The organism is Enterobacter sp. JUb54, assembly GCF_014298075.1.
Taxonomy (GTDB): Bacteria; Pseudomonadota; Gammaproteobacteria; order Enterobacterales; family Enterobacteriaceae; genus Klebsiella; species Klebsiella lignicola.
In genome coordinates this window covers 20,115-36,211 of record NZ_CP060418.1, presented here as the reverse complement: position 1 = coordinate 36,211, position 16,097 = coordinate 20,115, and the positions used below count along the sequence as shown (strand labels likewise).

14 protein-coding genes are annotated in these 16,097 nt (G+C 57.5%); 3 read left to right on the top strand and 11 right to left on the bottom strand.

Features of this window, described 5'->3' with window-relative positions; genetic code table 11:
- Window positions 1–18 precede the first annotated feature (18 nt).
- From glrR to purL, 4 genes are all read right to left on the bottom strand, one after another.
- A complete protein-coding gene (gene glrR / locus HF679_RS00160; protein ID WP_123755400.1) occupies window positions 19–1,356 on the bottom strand; it encodes a two-component system response regulator GlrR in 1,338 nt (445 codons plus the stop codon).
- Window positions 1,343–2,047, bottom strand: a complete 705-nt coding sequence (qseG, locus tag HF679_RS00155; protein WP_187043014.1) for a two-component system QseEF-associated lipoprotein QseG — start codon at window positions 2,045–2,047, stop codon at window positions 1,343–1,345. Before qseG ends, glrR begins: the two co-directional genes overlap by 14 nt.
- 17 nt (window positions 2,048–2,064) lie before the next feature.
- Window positions 2,065–3,501, bottom strand: a complete 1,437-nt coding sequence (locus HF679_RS00150; RefSeq protein ID WP_123755402.1) for a sensor histidine kinase — start codon at window positions 3,499–3,501, stop codon at window positions 2,065–2,067.
- Window positions 3,502–4,153: 652 nt separating this feature from the next.
- On the bottom strand, window positions 4,154–8,041 hold the full coding sequence (purL, locus tag HF679_RS00145; protein ID WP_154144159.1) for a phosphoribosylformylglycinamidine synthase: 3,888 nt from the start codon (window positions 8,039–8,041) through the stop codon (window positions 4,154–4,156).
- Window positions 8,042–8,215: 174 nt separating this feature from the next.
- Between purL and mltF the strand changes: the two genes are divergently transcribed.
- Window positions 8,216–9,829 (top strand): membrane-bound lytic murein transglycosylase MltF, encoded by a 1,614-nt coding sequence (mltF, locus tag HF679_RS00140; protein WP_123755404.1) that lies wholly within the window; start codon window positions 8,216–8,218, stop codon window positions 9,827–9,829.
- Here mltF and tadA read toward each other — a convergent pair whose 3' ends face one another.
- Together tadA and yfhb are read right to left on the bottom strand one after the other, a co-directional pair.
- Window positions 9,830–10,336 (bottom strand): tRNA adenosine(34) deaminase TadA, encoded by a 507-nt coding sequence (gene tadA, locus HF679_RS00135; protein ID WP_222618214.1) that lies wholly within the window; start codon window positions 10,334–10,336, stop codon window positions 9,830–9,832.
- A 58-nt stretch (window positions 10,337–10,394) separates the two neighbouring features.
- Window positions 10,395–11,030: a phosphatidylglycerophosphatase C gene (gene yfhb / locus HF679_RS00130; RefSeq protein WP_123755406.1), complete on the bottom strand. Its 636-nt coding sequence runs from the start codon at window positions 11,028–11,030 to the stop codon at window positions 10,395–10,397.
- Between the two features lie 220 nt (window positions 11,031–11,250).
- Here yfhb and HF679_RS00125 point away from each other — a divergent pair, with 220 nt between their 5' ends.
- Window positions 11,251–12,099: a MurR/RpiR family transcriptional regulator gene (locus HF679_RS00125; protein ID WP_123755407.1), complete on the top strand. Its 849-nt coding sequence runs from the start codon at window positions 11,251–11,253 to the stop codon at window positions 12,097–12,099.
- Between the two features lie 56 nt (window positions 12,100–12,155).
- On the top strand, window positions 12,156–12,416 hold the full coding sequence (locus HF679_RS00120) for a YfhL family 4Fe-4S dicluster ferredoxin (protein WP_123755408.1): 261 nt from the start codon (window positions 12,156–12,158) through the stop codon (window positions 12,414–12,416).
- Between the two features lie 18 nt (window positions 12,417–12,434).
- Here HF679_RS00120 and acpS read toward each other — a convergent pair whose 3' ends face one another.
- From acpS to rnc, 5 genes are read right to left on the bottom strand one after another with little or no spacing between them, the layout of a single operon-like run.
- A complete protein-coding gene (acpS, locus tag HF679_RS00115; RefSeq protein ID WP_187042479.1) occupies window positions 12,435–12,815 on the bottom strand; it encodes a holo-ACP synthase in 381 nt (126 codons plus the stop codon).
- On the bottom strand, window positions 12,815–13,546 hold the full coding sequence (pdxJ, locus tag HF679_RS00110) for a pyridoxine 5'-phosphate synthase (protein WP_123755410.1): 732 nt from the start codon (window positions 13,544–13,546) through the stop codon (window positions 12,815–12,817). The genes acpS and pdxJ overlap by 1 nt, the downstream gene beginning before the upstream one ends.
- 8 nt (window positions 13,547–13,554) lie before the next feature.
- On the bottom strand, window positions 13,555–14,295 hold the full coding sequence (gene recO, locus HF679_RS00105) for a DNA repair protein RecO (protein ID WP_123755411.1): 741 nt from the start codon (window positions 14,293–14,295) through the stop codon (window positions 13,555–13,557).
- An 11-nt stretch (window positions 14,296–14,306) separates the two neighbouring features.
- Complete coding sequence (gene era / locus HF679_RS00100) at window positions 14,307–15,212, bottom strand: GTPase Era (protein WP_123755412.1); 906 nt, start codon at window positions 15,210–15,212, stop codon at window positions 14,307–14,309.
- The gene (gene rnc / locus HF679_RS00095; protein ID WP_123755539.1) at window positions 15,209–15,889 is read right to left on the bottom strand and encodes a ribonuclease III; all 681 of its coding nucleotides are present in this window, start codon (window positions 15,887–15,889) and stop codon (window positions 15,209–15,211) included. The genes era and rnc overlap by 4 nt, the downstream gene beginning before the upstream one ends.
- Between the last annotated feature and the right edge of the window lie 208 nt (window positions 15,890–16,097).

The window sequence follows — 16,097 nt, the reverse complement described above, 5'->3', positions numbered from 1 at the left end:
TTGCGTTATGTTGCGGAGCTACTCTTTAAAGTCGTTGGCGTCGAGCTCATGGCGCGACAGCAACTTATAAAATTCAGTGCGGTTACGCCCCGCCATTCTGGCGGCGTGGGTGACGTTACCTTTGGTAATTTGCAGTAATTTGCGCAGATAGTTCAGCTCAAACTGATTACGCGCTTCAACGAAGGTTGGCAACGCGGTGTTTTCCCCTTCCAGCGCCTGCTCCACCAGCGCATCGCCGATCACCGGTGAGGTCGTCAACGCGACACACTGCTCAATCACGTTCACCAGCTGGCGCACGTTACCGGGCCACTTGGCCGCCATCAGCCGTTTCATCGCATCGGTGGAAAAGGCGCGGACAAACGGCTTATGGCGATCGGCAGACTGACGCAGCAGGTGGTTCGCCAGCAGCGGAATATCTTCAGCACGCTCGGCCAGCGGCGGGATCTTCAGATTCACCACGTTCAGGCGGTAAAACAGGTCTTCACGAAACTCGCCGCGCGCCATCGCTTTTGGCAGATCGCGGTGGGTCGCCGAGATAATCCGCACATCGATATCGATATCGCGGTTGCTGCCCAGCGGGCGCACTTTCCGCTCCTGCAACACCCGCAGCAGCTTGACCTGGAGCGCCACCGGCATATCGCCGATCTCATCGAGGAACAGCGTCCCGCCTTCCGCGGCCTGGAACAGCCCTTCCCGGTTGCTGACCGCGCCGGTAAAAGCTCCGCGCGCATGGCCAAACAGCTCGGACTCCAGCAGCTGTTCCGGCAATGCCCCACAGTTGATGGCGACAAAAGGTTTGTCGTGGCGCGGACTGGCGTTATGAATCGCCTGGGCGACGATCTCTTTCCCGGTACCGCTCTGGCCGTTAATCAGCACGCTGACGTCCGACTGCGCCACCATCCCGGCCTGCTCCAGCAGGCGCTGCATCAGCGGACTGCGGGTAACAATCGCCTGGCGCCAGCGCTCATCCGTGACCGGCGCGCTTTGCTCAAGTGCATCATCGATGGCTTTATACAGCGCGTCTTTGTCCACCGGCTTGGTCAGAAAACCAAATACCCCTTGCTGGGTGGCGGCGACCGCATCGGGAATCGAACCGTGGGCGGTGAGGATGATAACCGGCAGCCCCGGCTGTACTTTCTGAATTTCGCTGAACAGCTGCAGGCCGTCCATCTCATCCATGCGCAGGTCGCTAACCACCAGTTCGACTTTATCGCGGGCCAGGATTCGCAGCGCCTCAGGGCCGCTTTCGGCGGTGACCACGCTGTATCCTTCGCTGGTTAAGCGCATACCCAGCAGCTTTAACAGGCCAGGATCGTCATCCACCAGCAGCAAATGGGCGGGTTTACGGATCGTCATGGATCACCTCCGGTACTTTATCGCTTCCGTGACTGCCGTCGGTATTAAAATTGCCGCCAGGTTTGCGACTGGAGAGCTGACGTTCGATATCGGTCAGGTTTTCCAGCTTGCGTGTTGTCAGCTCCAGTTGGCTGCGCAGCTGCTCTTGCTGGAGGCGCAGCGCCTCTAGTTCGGCATCGCTGGACTGTTGCAGCTTCGCATAGCGCGCACGCTCTTCTACCAGCTGAAGCTGGCGGTTCTGGCCATCGAGCCACAGCTGATACAGAGGACGCACCTGCACCGCAATGTGCGCGCTGTAGGTATTCAGGCGAGACACCACGTCGCGGCGCTCGTTGGGGGTGATTTTGGCATCCGCCAGCAGGATCCCGCGCTTAAACGCGTCCTGCCAGTTATTATCGCCGTGAAGCCGGGCTTCAGCCCGCGCCTGCACCGGCGCCAGACGGTCGGCACAATCAATCCCGCGTAGCCAGTACAGCGGGTTTTTATCGCTGGCCTCGCTCTTCAGCGACCAGATGTCGGCACAATCGACCGCGAGAAAATCCGCAACCTGATGCTGCGGCAGTTCAGGTTGCGCTTTGTCATTTGCCGTGTGCGGCGAAAAAGAAGCGGAACATCCCGTCAGCGCCAGACATGCGATGCCGCACAGCAAGCGTCCTTTGACAGCACGAACCACTGCGAAAAAGTGGGACATATTCACCCGTTGTTGATTCATGTGTTGGTTTTTCCCGACTCAGCGGCGGGCAGCGTGATGCGAAAACAGATATACCCGGGTTCATCCTCTTCCAGGCTCAGTTCTCCCTGCATTTGTCGGACGCAGTCCCGGGCAATACTCAGTCCCAGACCGCTTCCCTTCACCGCCCCTTTACGCTGATGACTTCCCTGATAAAACGGCTCGAAAATCATGTTTTTTTCCGCAGGCGGAATCGGTTCGCCGCTGTTGATCACGTCAATACGAACCTGCTCGCCATGCCGGTAACTATGGAGACGAATGTTACCGGATTCAGACCCATAGTGCACCGCATTGGAATAGAGATTATCCAGCACGCTGATGAATAATGCCGGGTCCGCCAGACAGGTCCGTTCCTCTAGCTGAATCTCGGTATGCATCATTTTAGCCCGGGCGGGCAAACTGTGGGCTGCCACAACGTTTTCAACCAGCTCAGCCAGATTCACGCGCTCACGCGGGACCGGACCATCCGCCTGTTTGCGGTTGTAATCAAGCAGTTGCTCAATCAGTTTTTGCAGATTGCGGCTGCTGCTATCCAGAATTTCGACAATCTCCTGCTGCTCAGCGGTCAACGGCCCGGCCACGCGGTCTGCCAACAGCTCGGTCCCCTCGCGCATGCTGGCGAGCGGCGTTTTCAGCTCGTGGGAGAGATGGCGCAAAAACTGATGGCGTTGCGATTCCAGCCATGCCAGGCGTTCGCTCAGCCAGATAATGCGCTCCCCGACGGAACGTAGCTCGCGCGGGCCGGTAAACAGTGCCGCGTTGTCCAGCGACTTCCCTTCCCCCAGCCGGTTAATCATCCTCTCGATCCCTTTTACCGGACCGATAATCATGCGGGTGAACAGCAGGACCAACGCCAGGCTCAGCAAAAACAGCACCAGCGCCTGCCAGCCGAAGAACTGCCCGCGTTCAGCAATCTCCTGCTGCAGCTGTTGTCCGCGTGAGTACACCACCGTCCGGGTGGCCTGCACCATTTCGCTGTTCGCCGCGGCAAAGGCTTCCAGGCTGGCCCCGGATTTGGCATCCGGGCTGCTGTTGCTGCACTTTAGCTGGGCCAGATCGCTTAACGCCTGGCTCAGCGCCTGCCAGATTTTTTCATCCGGCAGTACGCCGGCATGGGCATCCAGCATTTCGCTGTAGCGTTTGCGCTGGTTCTGATACACCTTCGCCAGCGTGGGGTCGTCCAGCACACAGTACTGCCGGTAGCTACGCTCCATTTCCAGCGAGGCGTTGACCATCGCTTCGCTGCGTCGGGCATCGATCAGCGTCGTACGGTTGATATGCGCCGCCTGGGCGCTCAGCGCATTCAGGCTCTGCCAGGCCTGCCAGGCTAACACCAGCAGAGGCAGCAGAATCAGCACAAAGGAGAGCGTGACCAGTTGACGCAGGGAACGAGGGAAAAGAGAGATACGCTTCAAGGCCTGGGGTCTCAATGATTAGCTCATAACGATGCCGGGTGAAGACATCACAGCGTGACAGGTACTGGCAACCGTGCTGTCGTCAGGAAGGTCACAATATATACCCTAATGCGTTCAAGTTGTAGGAAGGCGATGGGTGACCTTGCCAGGTGAAGTACCGCAGATATAACAAAGCCAGGCAGATGCCTGGCTTTGTTAAGGAATAAGGCGGTGCCTAACTCGACGTTTCGCCCGATGGCTGATAAAGCTAGGCTATTATCAATAGTTGGACGGCAGGCACCTTGTTGTGCGTCATTCGAAGTTTATGTAGCGCGTCCCGAAGGGGCTGACATAAGAAGGTGAATGAGCCACTGGTTATTATTATGCAGTAACTGTGCCACATTGCAAAACAATTTATTAACACAATGAAATATAATATATTTTTAATACTTTTAGCTGTTGACTGATGCGGTCATTTTTTATTCACAGTGTCGTCATTTAGCAACACCTTATTGCTGCTTTATCTATATTGTTTAAAATCAACATCTTAAATGTCGCCAATTGGTGACACCACTTCCTGGCGTTTGTCGGCGATCCCCGACACCTGAAAGCGACCGCTATCACAAATAAAAAAGCCCCCGGTCAATACCGGGGGCTTAATACGTGTCTGCGGTTAACCCAGCTGTTTACGCGCGTTGCGGAAGATACGCATCCACGGGCTGTCTTCGCCCCAGTTTTCCGGGTGCCAGGAGTTGGCAACGGTACGGAATACACGCTCAGGGTGCGGCATCATAATCGTCGCGCGACCACTTTCGCTGGTTACCGCGGTGATACCGTTGGCTGAACCGTTCGGGTTCGCCGGGTAGCTTTCCGTCACCTTACCGAAGTTATCGACAAAGCGCAGCGCCACCAGGCCTTTGCTCTCAAGCTGCGCCAGATGCGCACCGTCACGCACTTCCACCTGCCCTTCACCGTGGGAAACGGCAATCGGCATCATGGAGCCCACCATCCCCTGCAGCAGCAGAGACGGGCTTTGCGTCACTTCAACCAGGCTGAAGCGCGCTTCAAAACGGTCGGAGTAGTTGCGCACGAAGCGTGGCCACAGGTCGCTCCCCGGGATCAGCTCGCGCAGGTTAGACATCATCTGACAGCCGTTACACACGCCCAGCGCCAGGGTCTGCGGACGATGGAAGAAGGTGGCAAACTCATCGCGCACGCGTTCGTTGAACAGGATGGACTTCGCCCAGCCTTCACCCGCGCCTAACACATCACCGTAAGAGAAGCCGCCGCAGGCCACCAGCGCCTGGAAATCTGCCAGCCCGGTACGGCCGGCCAGCAGATCGCTCATGTGCACATCGATGGCATCAAAGCCCGCGCGATGGAAGGCAGCCGCCATTTCAACATGCGAGTTGACGCCCTGCTCGCGCAGCACGGCCACTTTCGGACGCGCGCCGGTTGCGATATACGGTGCGGCAATATCTTCGCTGATATCGAAGGAGAGCTTAACGTTGAGGCCCGGATCGTTATCGCGGCTTTTCGCTTCGTGTTCGCTATCGGCACACTCCGGGTTATCGCGCAGACGCTGCATCTGCCAGGTGGTTTCTGCCCACCACATACGCAGCGTGGTGCGGCTTTCGCTGAACACCGGCTGGTCATCCGCAGTGATAACAAAACGGTCACCCGCCGTCGCCTGGCCCAGGTAATGGACGCAATCTGCCAGACCATGAGAAGCCAGCAGGGCTTCCACCGCCTCGCGATCCGCCGCTCGAACCTGAATCACCGCGCCCAGCTCTTCGTTAAACAGCGCCGCCAGACGATCGTCGCCCAGCGCGGCGATATCGGCCGTCAGGCCACAGTGGCCGGTAAAGGCCATCTCGGCCAGGGTCACCAGCAGACCACCGTCAGAGCGGTCGTGGTACGCCAGCAGCTTACGTTCCGCTACCAGCGCCTGCATCGCATCCCAGAAGCCCTTCAGTTGGGCAACATCGCGAACGTCGGCCGGCACATCACCCAGTTGACGATAGACCTGCGCCAGAGCGGTGGCGCCGAGCGCGTTGTGGCCTTTGCCTAAATCAATCAGCAGCAGGGCGTTATCTTCTGTGGAGAGCTGCGGCGTCACGGTATGACGGACATCTTCCACACGGGCAAACGCGGAAATCACCAGCGACAGCGGCGAGGTCATCTCGCGCTGCTCGCTGCCTTCCTGCCAGCGGGTTTTCATCGACATCGAGTCTTTACCCACCGGAATCGTCAGGCCCAGGGCCGGACACAGCTCTTCACCCACCGCTTTCACCGCTTCATACAGGCCGGCATCTTCACCCGGGTGACCGGCTGCGGCCATCCAGTTAGCGGAGAGTTTCACACGATTCAACGCCCCAATTTGCGTCGCCGCAACGTTGGTCAGCGCTTCCCCCACCGCCAGGCGGGCAGAAGCGGCAAAGTCGAGCAGAGCAACCGGCGCACGTTCGCCGATAGCCATCGCTTCACCATAGTAGCTATCGAGGCTGGCGGTGGTCACCGCGCAGTTCGCCACCGGGATCTGCCACGGCCCGACCATCTGATCCCGTGCAACCATGCCGGTGACGCTACGGTCGCCGATGGTCACGAGGAAGGTTTTTTCCGCCACCGCAGGTAAATGCAGGACGCGATTGACGGCATCAGCCACGGTAATAGGCTGGCGATCCAGCGCTTCGCCTTTGACTTTCAGGGTCTGCACGTCGCGGGTCATTTTCGGCGTTTTACCCAGCAGCACGTCCAGCGGCAGGTCGATCGGCTGGTCGTTGAAGTGGGAATCGCTCATGTTGAGGTGCAGCGCTTCGGTGGCCTCGCCGATCACCGCATAAGGTGCGCGCTCGCGGCGGCACAGCTCATCAAACAGCGGCAGCTGCTCTGGCGCAACCGCCAGCACATAGCGTTCCTGAGATTCGTTACACCAGATTTCCAGCGGGCTCATGCCCGGCTCATCGCTGAGGATATCGCGCAGCTGGAATTTACCACCGCGTCCGCCGTCGCTCACCAGCTCCGGCATGGCGTTAGACAGGCCGCCCGCGCCGACATCGTGGATAAACAGAATCGGGTTGTCGTCGCCCAGCTGCCAGCAGCGGTCGATCACTTCCTGGCAACGGCGTTCCATTTCCGGGTTATCGCGCTGTACCGAGGCAAAGTCGAGGTCGGCATCGGACTGACCGGAAGCCATTGAAGAGGCCGCTCCGCCGCCCAGGCCGATATTCATCGCCGGGCCGCCCAGGACAATCAGTTTCGCACCCACGGTGATCTCGCCTTTCTGCACGTGTTCGCCGCGGATGTTACCGATCCCGCCAGCCAGCATGATCGGCTTATGATACCCACGCAGCTCTTCGCCGTTGTGGCTGGTCACTTTTTCTTCATAGGTACGGAAATAACCGTTCAGCGCCGGACGACCAAATTCGTTGTTAAACGCCGCGCCGCCTAATGGGCCATCGGTCATGATATCCAGCGCGGTAACGATGCGCTCCGGCTTCCCGAAGTCTTCTTCCCACGGCTGTTCAAAACCAGGAATACGCAGGTTCGATACCGAGAAGCCCACCAGGCCCGCTTTCGGCTTCGCCCCACGCCCGGTCGCCCCTTCATCACGGATTTCACCGCCGGAGCCGGTCGCCGCGCCCGGCCACGGAGAGATGGCCGTCGGGTGGTTGTGCGTTTCGACCTTCATCAGGATATGTGCGTCTTCCTGATGGTAGTCATAGCGGCCCTTTTCGCGATCGGCGAAGAAGCGCCCTACCTGAGAACCTTCCATGACTGCCGCGTTATCTTTATAGGCGGACAGAACGTAATCCGGCGTCTTTTCGAAGGTATTTTTGATCATCTTAAACAGCGACTTCGGCTGCTGTTCGCCATCGATGACCCAGTCGGCGTTAAAAATCTTGTGACGACAGTGCTCGGAGTTCGCCTGGGCAAACATATACAGCTCGATGTCGTTGGGGTTACGCCCCAGCGTGGTAAAGGCGTCGAACAGGTAGTCGATTTCGTCTTCCGCCAGCGCCAGCCCCAGACGGAGGTTAGCGTCAATCAGCGCCTGACGACCCTGACCCAGCATATCGACGCTGGTGACCGGCGTCGGCTGATGCTGAGCGAACAGCTGCTCACCCGCTTCCAGCGCATCAAAGACGCTTTCCATCATCCGGTCGTGAAGTTCGCTCGCGACGGTGGCCCACTGCGCTTCGCTCAGAGTGCTGGCTTCGACATAGTACGCCACGCCGCGCTCAAGGCGCACAACCTGCGACAGGCCGCAGTTATGGGCGATATCGGTAGCTTTAGAAGACCAGGGGGAGATGGTGCCAGGGCGGGGAGTGACGAGCAGTAATTTACCGGTTGGGGTATGGCTTTTTAAATCAGGGCCATACTTGAGCAGTCGCGCCAGACTCTCTCGTTCGTCGCCGCTTAACGGCGCGCTCAGATCGGCAAAATGAACATACTCTGCATATATAGTGCTAACCGGCAGGTTCGCCGCCTGGAAACGTGCCAGCAGTTTATTAATTCGAAATGCCGACAGTGCAGGTGAACCACGCAAAATTTCCATCATAAGTCTCTCGTCTTCGCAGCTTTCAATATGAGCCAGGGGGGAAACGGGCGCCATTATAGTGAATCCTGAGCCGCGACGAAACCGTTTGCGTGGAAATAAAATGATTCCCCTGGTTTATCAATTAATGTGACCGCACTCGCGAATAAGTTGCCAACTGGCGCATTCTTAAGCAAAATGCCGCTCATTCGACGTCTGTCTTTTCCCTATTCCGCTAATAGCCTGCTGAGGAACTCAGAGCTGCAGAAGATTAACTATCTGAAAAAACTGAAGATTAATTATCTGCTTATCGGCATTGTGACCTTACTGCTGGCGGCCGCCCTGTGGCCGTCGATCCCGTGGTCCGGCAAGCCGGAGAACCGCGTGGCCGGGATTATCGCCCGCGGCGAGCTGCGTATCAGCACCATCAATTCACCGCTGACCTTCGCCACGATCAATGACAAAACCTATGGGCTGGATTACGAGCTGGCAAAACAGTTCGCCGACTACCTCGGGGTGCCGCTGAAAGTGACCGTCCGCCAGAATATCAGCCAGCTGTTCGACGACCTGGACACCGGCAAAGCCGATATGTTAGCCGCCGGGCTGGTCTACAACTCGGAGCGGGTCAAAAACTACCAGCCCGGACCGAGCTACTACTCCGTATCCCAGCAGCTGGTTTATCGGGTCGGCAGCCTGCGGCCGCGTAACCTTGCCAGCCTCACGGCTGAGCAGCTGGCCATCGCCCCAGGTCATGTTGCGATTAACGATCTGCAGGCGCTGAAAGATCATAAATACCCGGACCTCGGCTGGCGTGTGGATGAAAAGCGTGGCACCACCGCGCTGATGCAGGCGGTGATTGACGGCGAGCTCGATTACACCATTGCCGATTCGGTGGCGATCAGCCTGTTCCAGCGCGTTCATCCGGAGCTAGCCGTTGCGCTGGATATCAGCGACGAGCAGCCGGTCACCTGGTTTAGCCTCAAGAGCGAGGACAATTCGCTTTCCGCCGCGATGCTTGATTTCTTCGACACCATGAATGAAGACGGCACTCTGGCGCGGCTGGAAGAGAAGTACCTTGGGCACGGCAACGATTTCGATTATGTCGATACCCGTACCTTCCTGCGCGCCGTCGAAAATGCCCTGCCCGGTCTGCAGCCGATGTTTGAAAAGTATGCCCGTCAGATCGACTGGCGTCTGCTGGCGTCCATTGCGTGGCAGGAATCACACTGGGATCCGCAGGCCACCTCGCCGACCGGGGTTCGCGGGATGATGATGTTGACCAAAAACACCGCCCAGAGCCTGGGGTTGACCGACCGAACGGATGCAGAGCAAAGCCTCAGCGGCGGCATGCGTTACCTGCAGGATATGATGGGCAAGATACCGGATTCCGTCCCCAAAGATGAGCGGATCTGGTTTGCCCTCGCGGCGTACAACATGGGTTACGCCCATATGCTGGATGCGATTTCGTTGACCAAAAAGCAGAAAGGCAATCCCGACAGCTGGGCGGACGTGAAGCAACGCTTACCGTTGCTTAGCCAGAAACCCTATTACAGCAAGCTGAAATACGGCTACGCGCGCGGCCACGAGGCGTACGCGTATGTCGAAAACATCCGTAAATATCACATCAGCCTGGTGGGCTACTTATCCGAGAAAGAGAGAAAGGAAGCGCAGAGGCTGGCGATGGCCGGAGACTATCCGGCGGTGATGCCGGACGAACTGGAGCAAGCGCCACGCACGATTCCTTTTTTCCAGTATCACGCCGAGTCTTTAGTCGACAACGCCAGGATGAAAATCCCCGGCCTGGGGCACTAACTACACGTCTTCGCCAGAGCGCGCCTTTTTCAGCGCTTTTTTCTCTTCGCGACGCCAGCGGAAAAAGTCACTGAGCATTCCCGAGCACGATTCCGCCAGGATCCCTTCGCTGACCTCGACCCGATGATTCATTCCCGGATGATGTAAGACGTCGATAAGCGATCCGGCCGCGCCGGTTTTTGCATCCCGGGCACCAAATACCAGCCGTGAAATCCGGCTATGCACCATCGCACCGGCACACATCACGCACGGTTCGAGCGTGACATACAGCGTGGCATCAATCAGTCGGTAGTTTTGCAGGACCATTCCGCCCTGACGCAACGCCATAATTTCAGCATGCGCCGTCGGATCGTGGCGCCCGATAGGACGGTTCCAGCCTTCACCGATAACCTGATTATTGTGCACCAGCACGGCCCCTACCGGTACTTCGCCCTCTTCCCAGGCACGTTTCGCCAGCGTTAATGCGTGACGCATCCAGTATTCATCGTTTAGTTCATGGTCAGACAAAGCGGGCACTCCTGCGGAAAAAGCGGGGCGCATTATACATGGCAACCGGCATTACACACTATTCTAACTGGTGAAGATCGCCCTGCGGCGTGACGCGCCAGCGGTGCTGGCAAAAACAGAGCAACGGGTTGTCCTGCTCGCTGTCGCTGTAGCCGCTGTACAGCTGCAACGGCGCACCGATTTTCTGCTCCAGTTGGGCGACTTTTTCATGTCCCAGGCAGCGTAGAGTTAGCCCCCAGCCGCCGCAACGGCGCTCCATCCGGCTGGCGATAACATTCACTCTCGTCAGCCAGGGGGTATCAAAATAGACCTGCTCAACCAGCGACTGGGGCGAGCCGGTAATCAACCAGACCTCGGCATCGTGATGGTCGAGGTAGTCCGTCAGCCGGGCCTGCACCACCGGGAACGCGGTCACCCGCTGGCGAAACCAGCGGACGAAACCGGCCTCTAGTCGCTTCAGGGCGCGCTCGCTGCGCCCGAAGGTGGCAGCCCACAGCAGCAGGCTCATTGGCCAGCGCGCCGCCCGACCGCTGACGGTTAATCCCAGCAGGATTGCCGGCGACATGAGGATCACCAGCGGGACATTCAACGGCTGGTGACGCAAGACATAGCGCAGGAAACTGCCGAACATATCTTGTTGATGTAACGTTCCATCGAGATCAAAAAAAACCACTCGCCGCGTGCTGCTATTCAAAACCGACCTCTTTCTTTAGCAAATATCGTAGCTGATGCCGTTAGCTTAACAGCCTTATCTCGTGAACAGAGAAAACATCTACGGACGTTAACCCTGGGTTAAGGCTATTTTCCTGGAATCAATAAATCTCAGCGGTAGAATTTTTAATTCGCTGTATTCCTCTTATAATCGAATACAAAATTCTTTCAGCAGAGGGCGAAGGTTGTCCTGAGGAAAACCGATGAACTGTTTAATCCGCATTCGCCAGCGCTATCCATCGCTGGCGGCAAGCGACAAAAAGCTGGCAGACTTTATTCTGGCTCAGCCTGACCAGACCCGCCACCTCAGTTCGCAGCAGCTGGCTGGCGAGGCCGGCGTCAGCCAGTCCAGCGTCGTGAAATTCGCGCAGAAGATGGGGTTTAAAGGTTTCCCGGCACTGAAGCTGGCCTTAAGTGAAGCGCTGGCCAGTGCGCCCGATCCACAATCGGTTCCGGTGCATAACCAGATCCGCGGTGACGATCCGCTGCGCCTGGTGGGCGAGAAGCTGATCAACGATAACGTGGCCGCGATGCACGCTTCGCTGGATGTCAACACCGAAGAGAAACTGCTGGAAGCCGTTGCGCTGTTGCGCCACGCCCGCCGGGTGGTGATCACCGGGATCGGCGCATCCGGGCTGGTGGCACGTAATTTCGGCTGGAAGCTGATGAAAATCGGTATTAACGCCGTTTCCGAACAGGATATGCACGCCCTGCTCGCGACCGTGCAGGCGATGTCATCCGACGATCTGCTGGTGGCGATCTCCTATTCTGGCGAACGCCGCGAGATCAACATGGCCGCCGGAGAAGCGCTGCGGGTTGGCTGTCGGATCCTGGCGATCACCGGGTTTACGCCGAATGCGCTGCAGCAGCAGGCGACACAGTGTTTGTACACCATCGCCGAGGAGCAGGCGACGCGCAGCGCCGCGATCTCCTCCACCAGCGCGCAAATGATGCTCACCGATCTGCTGTTTATGGCACTGGTTCAGCAGGATCTTGAACATGCGCCGGACCGGATCCGCCACAGCGAGGCGCTGGTGAAAAAACTGGTGTGAGCAGAAAATGGGCGTATAATGCCCGCCCTGTTTGTGATGTTTCTGAGAATTTCCTGATGGCGCTGTTAATCACCAAAAAATGCATCAATTGCGATATGTGCGAACCGGAATGCCCGAATGAGGCGATTTCGATGGGTGACAGCATCTATGAAATTAACAGCGACCGCTGCACGGAGTGCGTGGGCCACTATGAGACGCCCACCTGTCAGAAAGTGTGCCCGATCCCCAATACGATTCTGAAAGACCCGGCACACGTCGAAAATGAAGAGCAGCTGTGGGATAAGTTTGTCCTGATACATCATGCGGACAAAATCTGACGCTGCTCCCCGCAGGCGTTAACTCTCCAGGATGACCGTAGCACAAGCGTAATGGCGCTCATCCGCCAGGGTCACGTGGATGCTCCTGACCCCCATACGCTGTGCCAGATTCTGCGCTTCGCCCCATAGACGCAGGCTGGGTTTACCGAGCTCGTCGTTGTACACCTCGAACTGATTAAACGCCAGACCGTTGCGGATCCCGGTTCCCAGGGCTTTCGCCGCCGCCTCTTTAACCGCAAAGCGCTTCGCCAGAAAACGGACCGGCTGCTGGTGCTGCTGCCATATCAGCCACTCGTTGTCGCTGAGCACGCGCCGGGCAAGGCGATCGCCGCTACGGGCAATCACCGCTTCTATCCGAGCAATTTCAACAATATCGGTTCCCAGCCCCAGAATCGCCATTACGCGCGGGCTTCCTGCATCAGGCGTTTCATCTCGGCAACGGCCTCTTTCAGGCCGCTCATCACCGCCCGACCGATGATCGCGTGGCCGATGTTCAGCTCGTGCATTTCCGGAATGCGGGCAATCGCTTTGACGTTGTGATAGGTCAGGCCGTGGCCAGCATTCACCTTCAGACCGAGGCTTGCGGCAAAGGTCGCGGCGGTCGCGATACGCTGCAGCTCTTTTTCCTGTTGGGCGTCGCTTTCGGCGTCGGCGTAGCAGCCGGTGTGAATTTCAATATAGGGAGCGCCAACGTCTGCTGCGGCCTGAATTTGCGCTTCATCGGCATCGATGAACAGAGAGACCAGAATCCCGGCATCGGCCAGACGTTTGCAGGCATCGCGCATTTTTTCGCGCTGACCGGCCACATCCAGGCCGCCTTCCGTCGTCACTTCCTGACGCTTTTCCGGCACCAGGCAGCAGAAATGCGGTTTGGTGTCGCAGGCGATGGTCAGCATCTCTTCGGTGACCGCCATCTCAAGATTCATGCGGGTGTCCAGCGTCTGGCGCAGCACGCGCACGTCACGGTCGGTAATGTGGCGGCGGTCTTCGCGCAGGTGGACGGTAATGCCGTCAGCCCCGGCCTGCTCAGCGATAAACGCCGCCTGTACCGGGTCCGGATAAGCGGTGCCGCGCGCGTTACGCAGTGTCGCGATATGGTCAATATTGACCCCTAACAGTAATTCAGCCATGACAATCCTCATTGATCGTTATTCGTTTTATCTGCTCGCGCCGCGCGTGCGGGCATAAACTGGCGAAACAGCTCCCGACTCTTCAGCGGTTTACCGCCAAGATACGGCTTCAGGGCGATACGGGTAAAGCGCTTAGCGGCACGCAGCGCATCGCTGTCCGGAAACTCCCGGTTCGCCAGCGCTTTCAAATGGTGCCCGGTAAAGGTGTTGTTATCAATAACCACGCTGGCGATAAAGCCTTTTTCTTCACGGTAGCGGTAGGTCATGGTGTCATCGACCGCGTCGCCGCTGCCGGCGCAGTGGAGAAAATCGACGCCGTAACCCAGATGCCCCAGCAACGCCAGTTCAAAACGGCGTAATGCCGGCTCCGGCGTGCCGCTTGCGCCCGCCAGCGCCTGAAGACAGTGCAGGTAATCGAAAAAGAGTTCGGAAAAGCGCGTTTCATGTTCCAGCACGCGGGAGAGGAGTTCATTCACATACAGCCCGCTGTAGAGCGTGATACCGCTGAGCGGCAGGGCCAGTGAAACCGCTTCGGCATTGCGTAACGTTTTGACGTCGCCGCGGCCGCCAAAGCGAAGTAATAAGGGGGTAAAAGGCTGGAGAGCGCCTTTGAGGCTGGAGCGTTTGGAACGTGCGCCTTTAGCTACAAGGCGCACGCGGCCGGATTCTTCCGTGAAGACGTCCAGCATCAGGCTGGTTTCGCTCCAGGGACGACTATGCAGGACGAAAGCGCGCTGCCAGCCTTCCATCAAAATAGCGCTTAGTGATCGTCGCCGTAACCGAGACTGCGCAGCGCGCGTTCGTCATCAGCCCAGCCGGATTTCACTTTCACCCACAGTTCAAGGTGAACCGGCGCTTCAAACATATCCTGCATGTCTTTACGGGCTTCAATACCGATGGTTTTGATTTTGGCGCCTTTGTTGCCAATCACCATCTTCTTCTGCCCTTCACGCTCAACCAGGATCAGGCCGTTAATATCATAACCGCCACGTTCGTTGGTCTGGAAACGTTCGATTTCTACCGTCACAGAGTACGGCAGTTCTGCGCCAAGGAAACGCATCAGTTTTTCACGGATGATTTCTGAAGCCATAAAGCGCTGTGAACGGTCGGTAATGTAATCTTCCGGGAAGTGATGAATCGCTTCCGGCAGATGCTTACGGACGATCCCGGCGATGGTATCGACGTTCATTCCCGTTTCTGCAGAAATCGGGACGATATCCAGGAAGTTCATCTGGCTTGCCAGGAACTGCAGGTGCGGCAGTAAATCCGCTTTTTCCTGCACGTTATCGACTTTATTGACCGCCAGGATCACCGGCGCTCTGGCGTCACGCAGTTTGCCCAACACCATTTCGTCATCGGCGGTCCAGCGGGTACCTTCAACCACGAAGATAACCAGCTCAACGTCGCCAATCGAGCTACTCGCCGCTTTGTTCATCAGGCGGTTGATAGCGCGTTTTTCTTCCATATGCAGGCCCGGGGTATCAACATAGATTGCCTGATACGGCCCTTCCGTGTGGATGCCGACAATACGGTGACGCGTCGTCTGCGCTTTGCGCGAGGTGATCGAAATCTTCTGCCCAAGCAGATTGTTCAGCAGTGTGGATTTACCCACGTTCGGGCGGCCGACAATAGCGACAAACCCGCAATAACTTTTTTCGTTGCTCATTCCAGCTCCAGTTTTTTCAGCGCCTGTTCGGCGGCAGCCTGCTCCGCCTTGCGACGGCTGGAACCTGTGCCAACCACTGGTTCACTCAGGCCGCTGACCTGGCAGTGGATAGTAAATTCCTGATCGTGGGCTTCGCCACGCACCTGCACCACCAGATAAGACGGCAGCGGCAGATGGCGACCCTGCAGATACTCCTGCAAACGGGTCTTCGGATCTTTTTGTTTATCGCCCGGGCTGATTTCGTCCAGACGAGTTTGATACCAGCTCAGAATCAGGCGCTCAACGTTCTGGATATCGCTATCGAGGAAAATCCCGCCGATCAGTGCTTCAACGGTATCTGCCAGAATAGATTCGCGACGGAAACCGCCGCTTTTCAGCTCACCCGGCCCAAGGCGCAGGCACTCACCTAACTCAAACTCACGGGCGATTTCCGCCAGCGTGTTGCCTCGAACCAGCGTGGCGCGCATGCGGCTCATGTCACCTTCGTCAACCCGAGGGAAGCGGTGATAGAGCGCATTCGCGATCACAAAACTCAGAATTGAGTCACCCAGAAACTCCAGGCGCTCGTTGTGCTTGCTGCTGGCACTGCGGTGAGTTAATGCCTGTTGCAACAGCTCCTGATGATGGAAAGTGTAGCCCAGCTTCCGTTGAAGCCGATTAATTACGATGGGGTTCATGCGATACCAATAAATGAATGCGTCAAAAATGCAGCACACGAAACCGACCTGGGCAGCTCTGTCTCATAGTAGATTGCCTGTGCGCAAACCTGTCGCCTTTCTGCAACCCAACTTATTTCAGAGTAAAATCAACCAACGCGGTTTCGTGTGCAGTGTCACTCTTACGAGAGACAACCAAAACTTCGGGGGGATATTCTATACGCAACGA

Excerpts from the sequence above, each read along its gene's own strand:
- mltF (WP_123755404.1), top strand. The coding sequence starts at position 8,216 with ATGCCGCTCATTCGACGTCTGTCTTTTCCCTATTCCGCTAATAGCCTG.
- pdxJ (WP_123755410.1), bottom strand. The coding sequence starts at position 13,546 with ATGGCTGAATTACTGTTAGGGGTCAATATTGACCATATCGCGACACTG.
- glrR (WP_123755400.1), bottom strand. The coding sequence starts at position 1,356 with ATGACGATCCGTAAACCCGCCCATTTGCTGCTGGTGGATGACGATCCT.
- purL (WP_154144159.1), bottom strand. The coding sequence starts at position 8,041 with ATGATGGAAATTTTGCGTGGTTCACCTGCACTGTCGGCATTTCGAATT.
- HF679_RS00120 (WP_123755408.1), top strand. The coding sequence starts at position 12,156 with ATGGCGCTGTTAATCACCAAAAAATGCATCAATTGCGATATGTGCGAA.
- qseG (WP_187043014.1), bottom strand. The coding sequence starts at position 2,047 with ATGTCCCACTTTTTCGCAGTGGTTCGTGCTGTCAAAGGACGCTTGCTG.
- HF679_RS00125 (WP_123755407.1), top strand. The coding sequence starts at position 11,251 with ATGAACTGTTTAATCCGCATTCGCCAGCGCTATCCATCGCTGGCGGCA.
- era (WP_123755412.1), bottom strand. The coding sequence starts at position 15,212 with ATGAGCAACGAAAAAAGTTATTGCGGGTTTGTCGCTATTGTCGGCCGC.
- acpS (WP_187042479.1), bottom strand. The coding sequence starts at position 12,815 with ATGGCGATTCTGGGGCTGGGAACCGATATTGTTGAAATTGCTCGGATA.
- rnc (WP_123755539.1), bottom strand. The coding sequence starts at position 15,889 with ATGAACCCCATCGTAATTAATCGGCTTCAACGGAAGCTGGGCTACACT.
- recO (WP_123755411.1), bottom strand. The coding sequence starts at position 14,295 with ATGGAAGGCTGGCAGCGCGCTTTCGTCCTGCATAGTCGTCCCTGGAGC.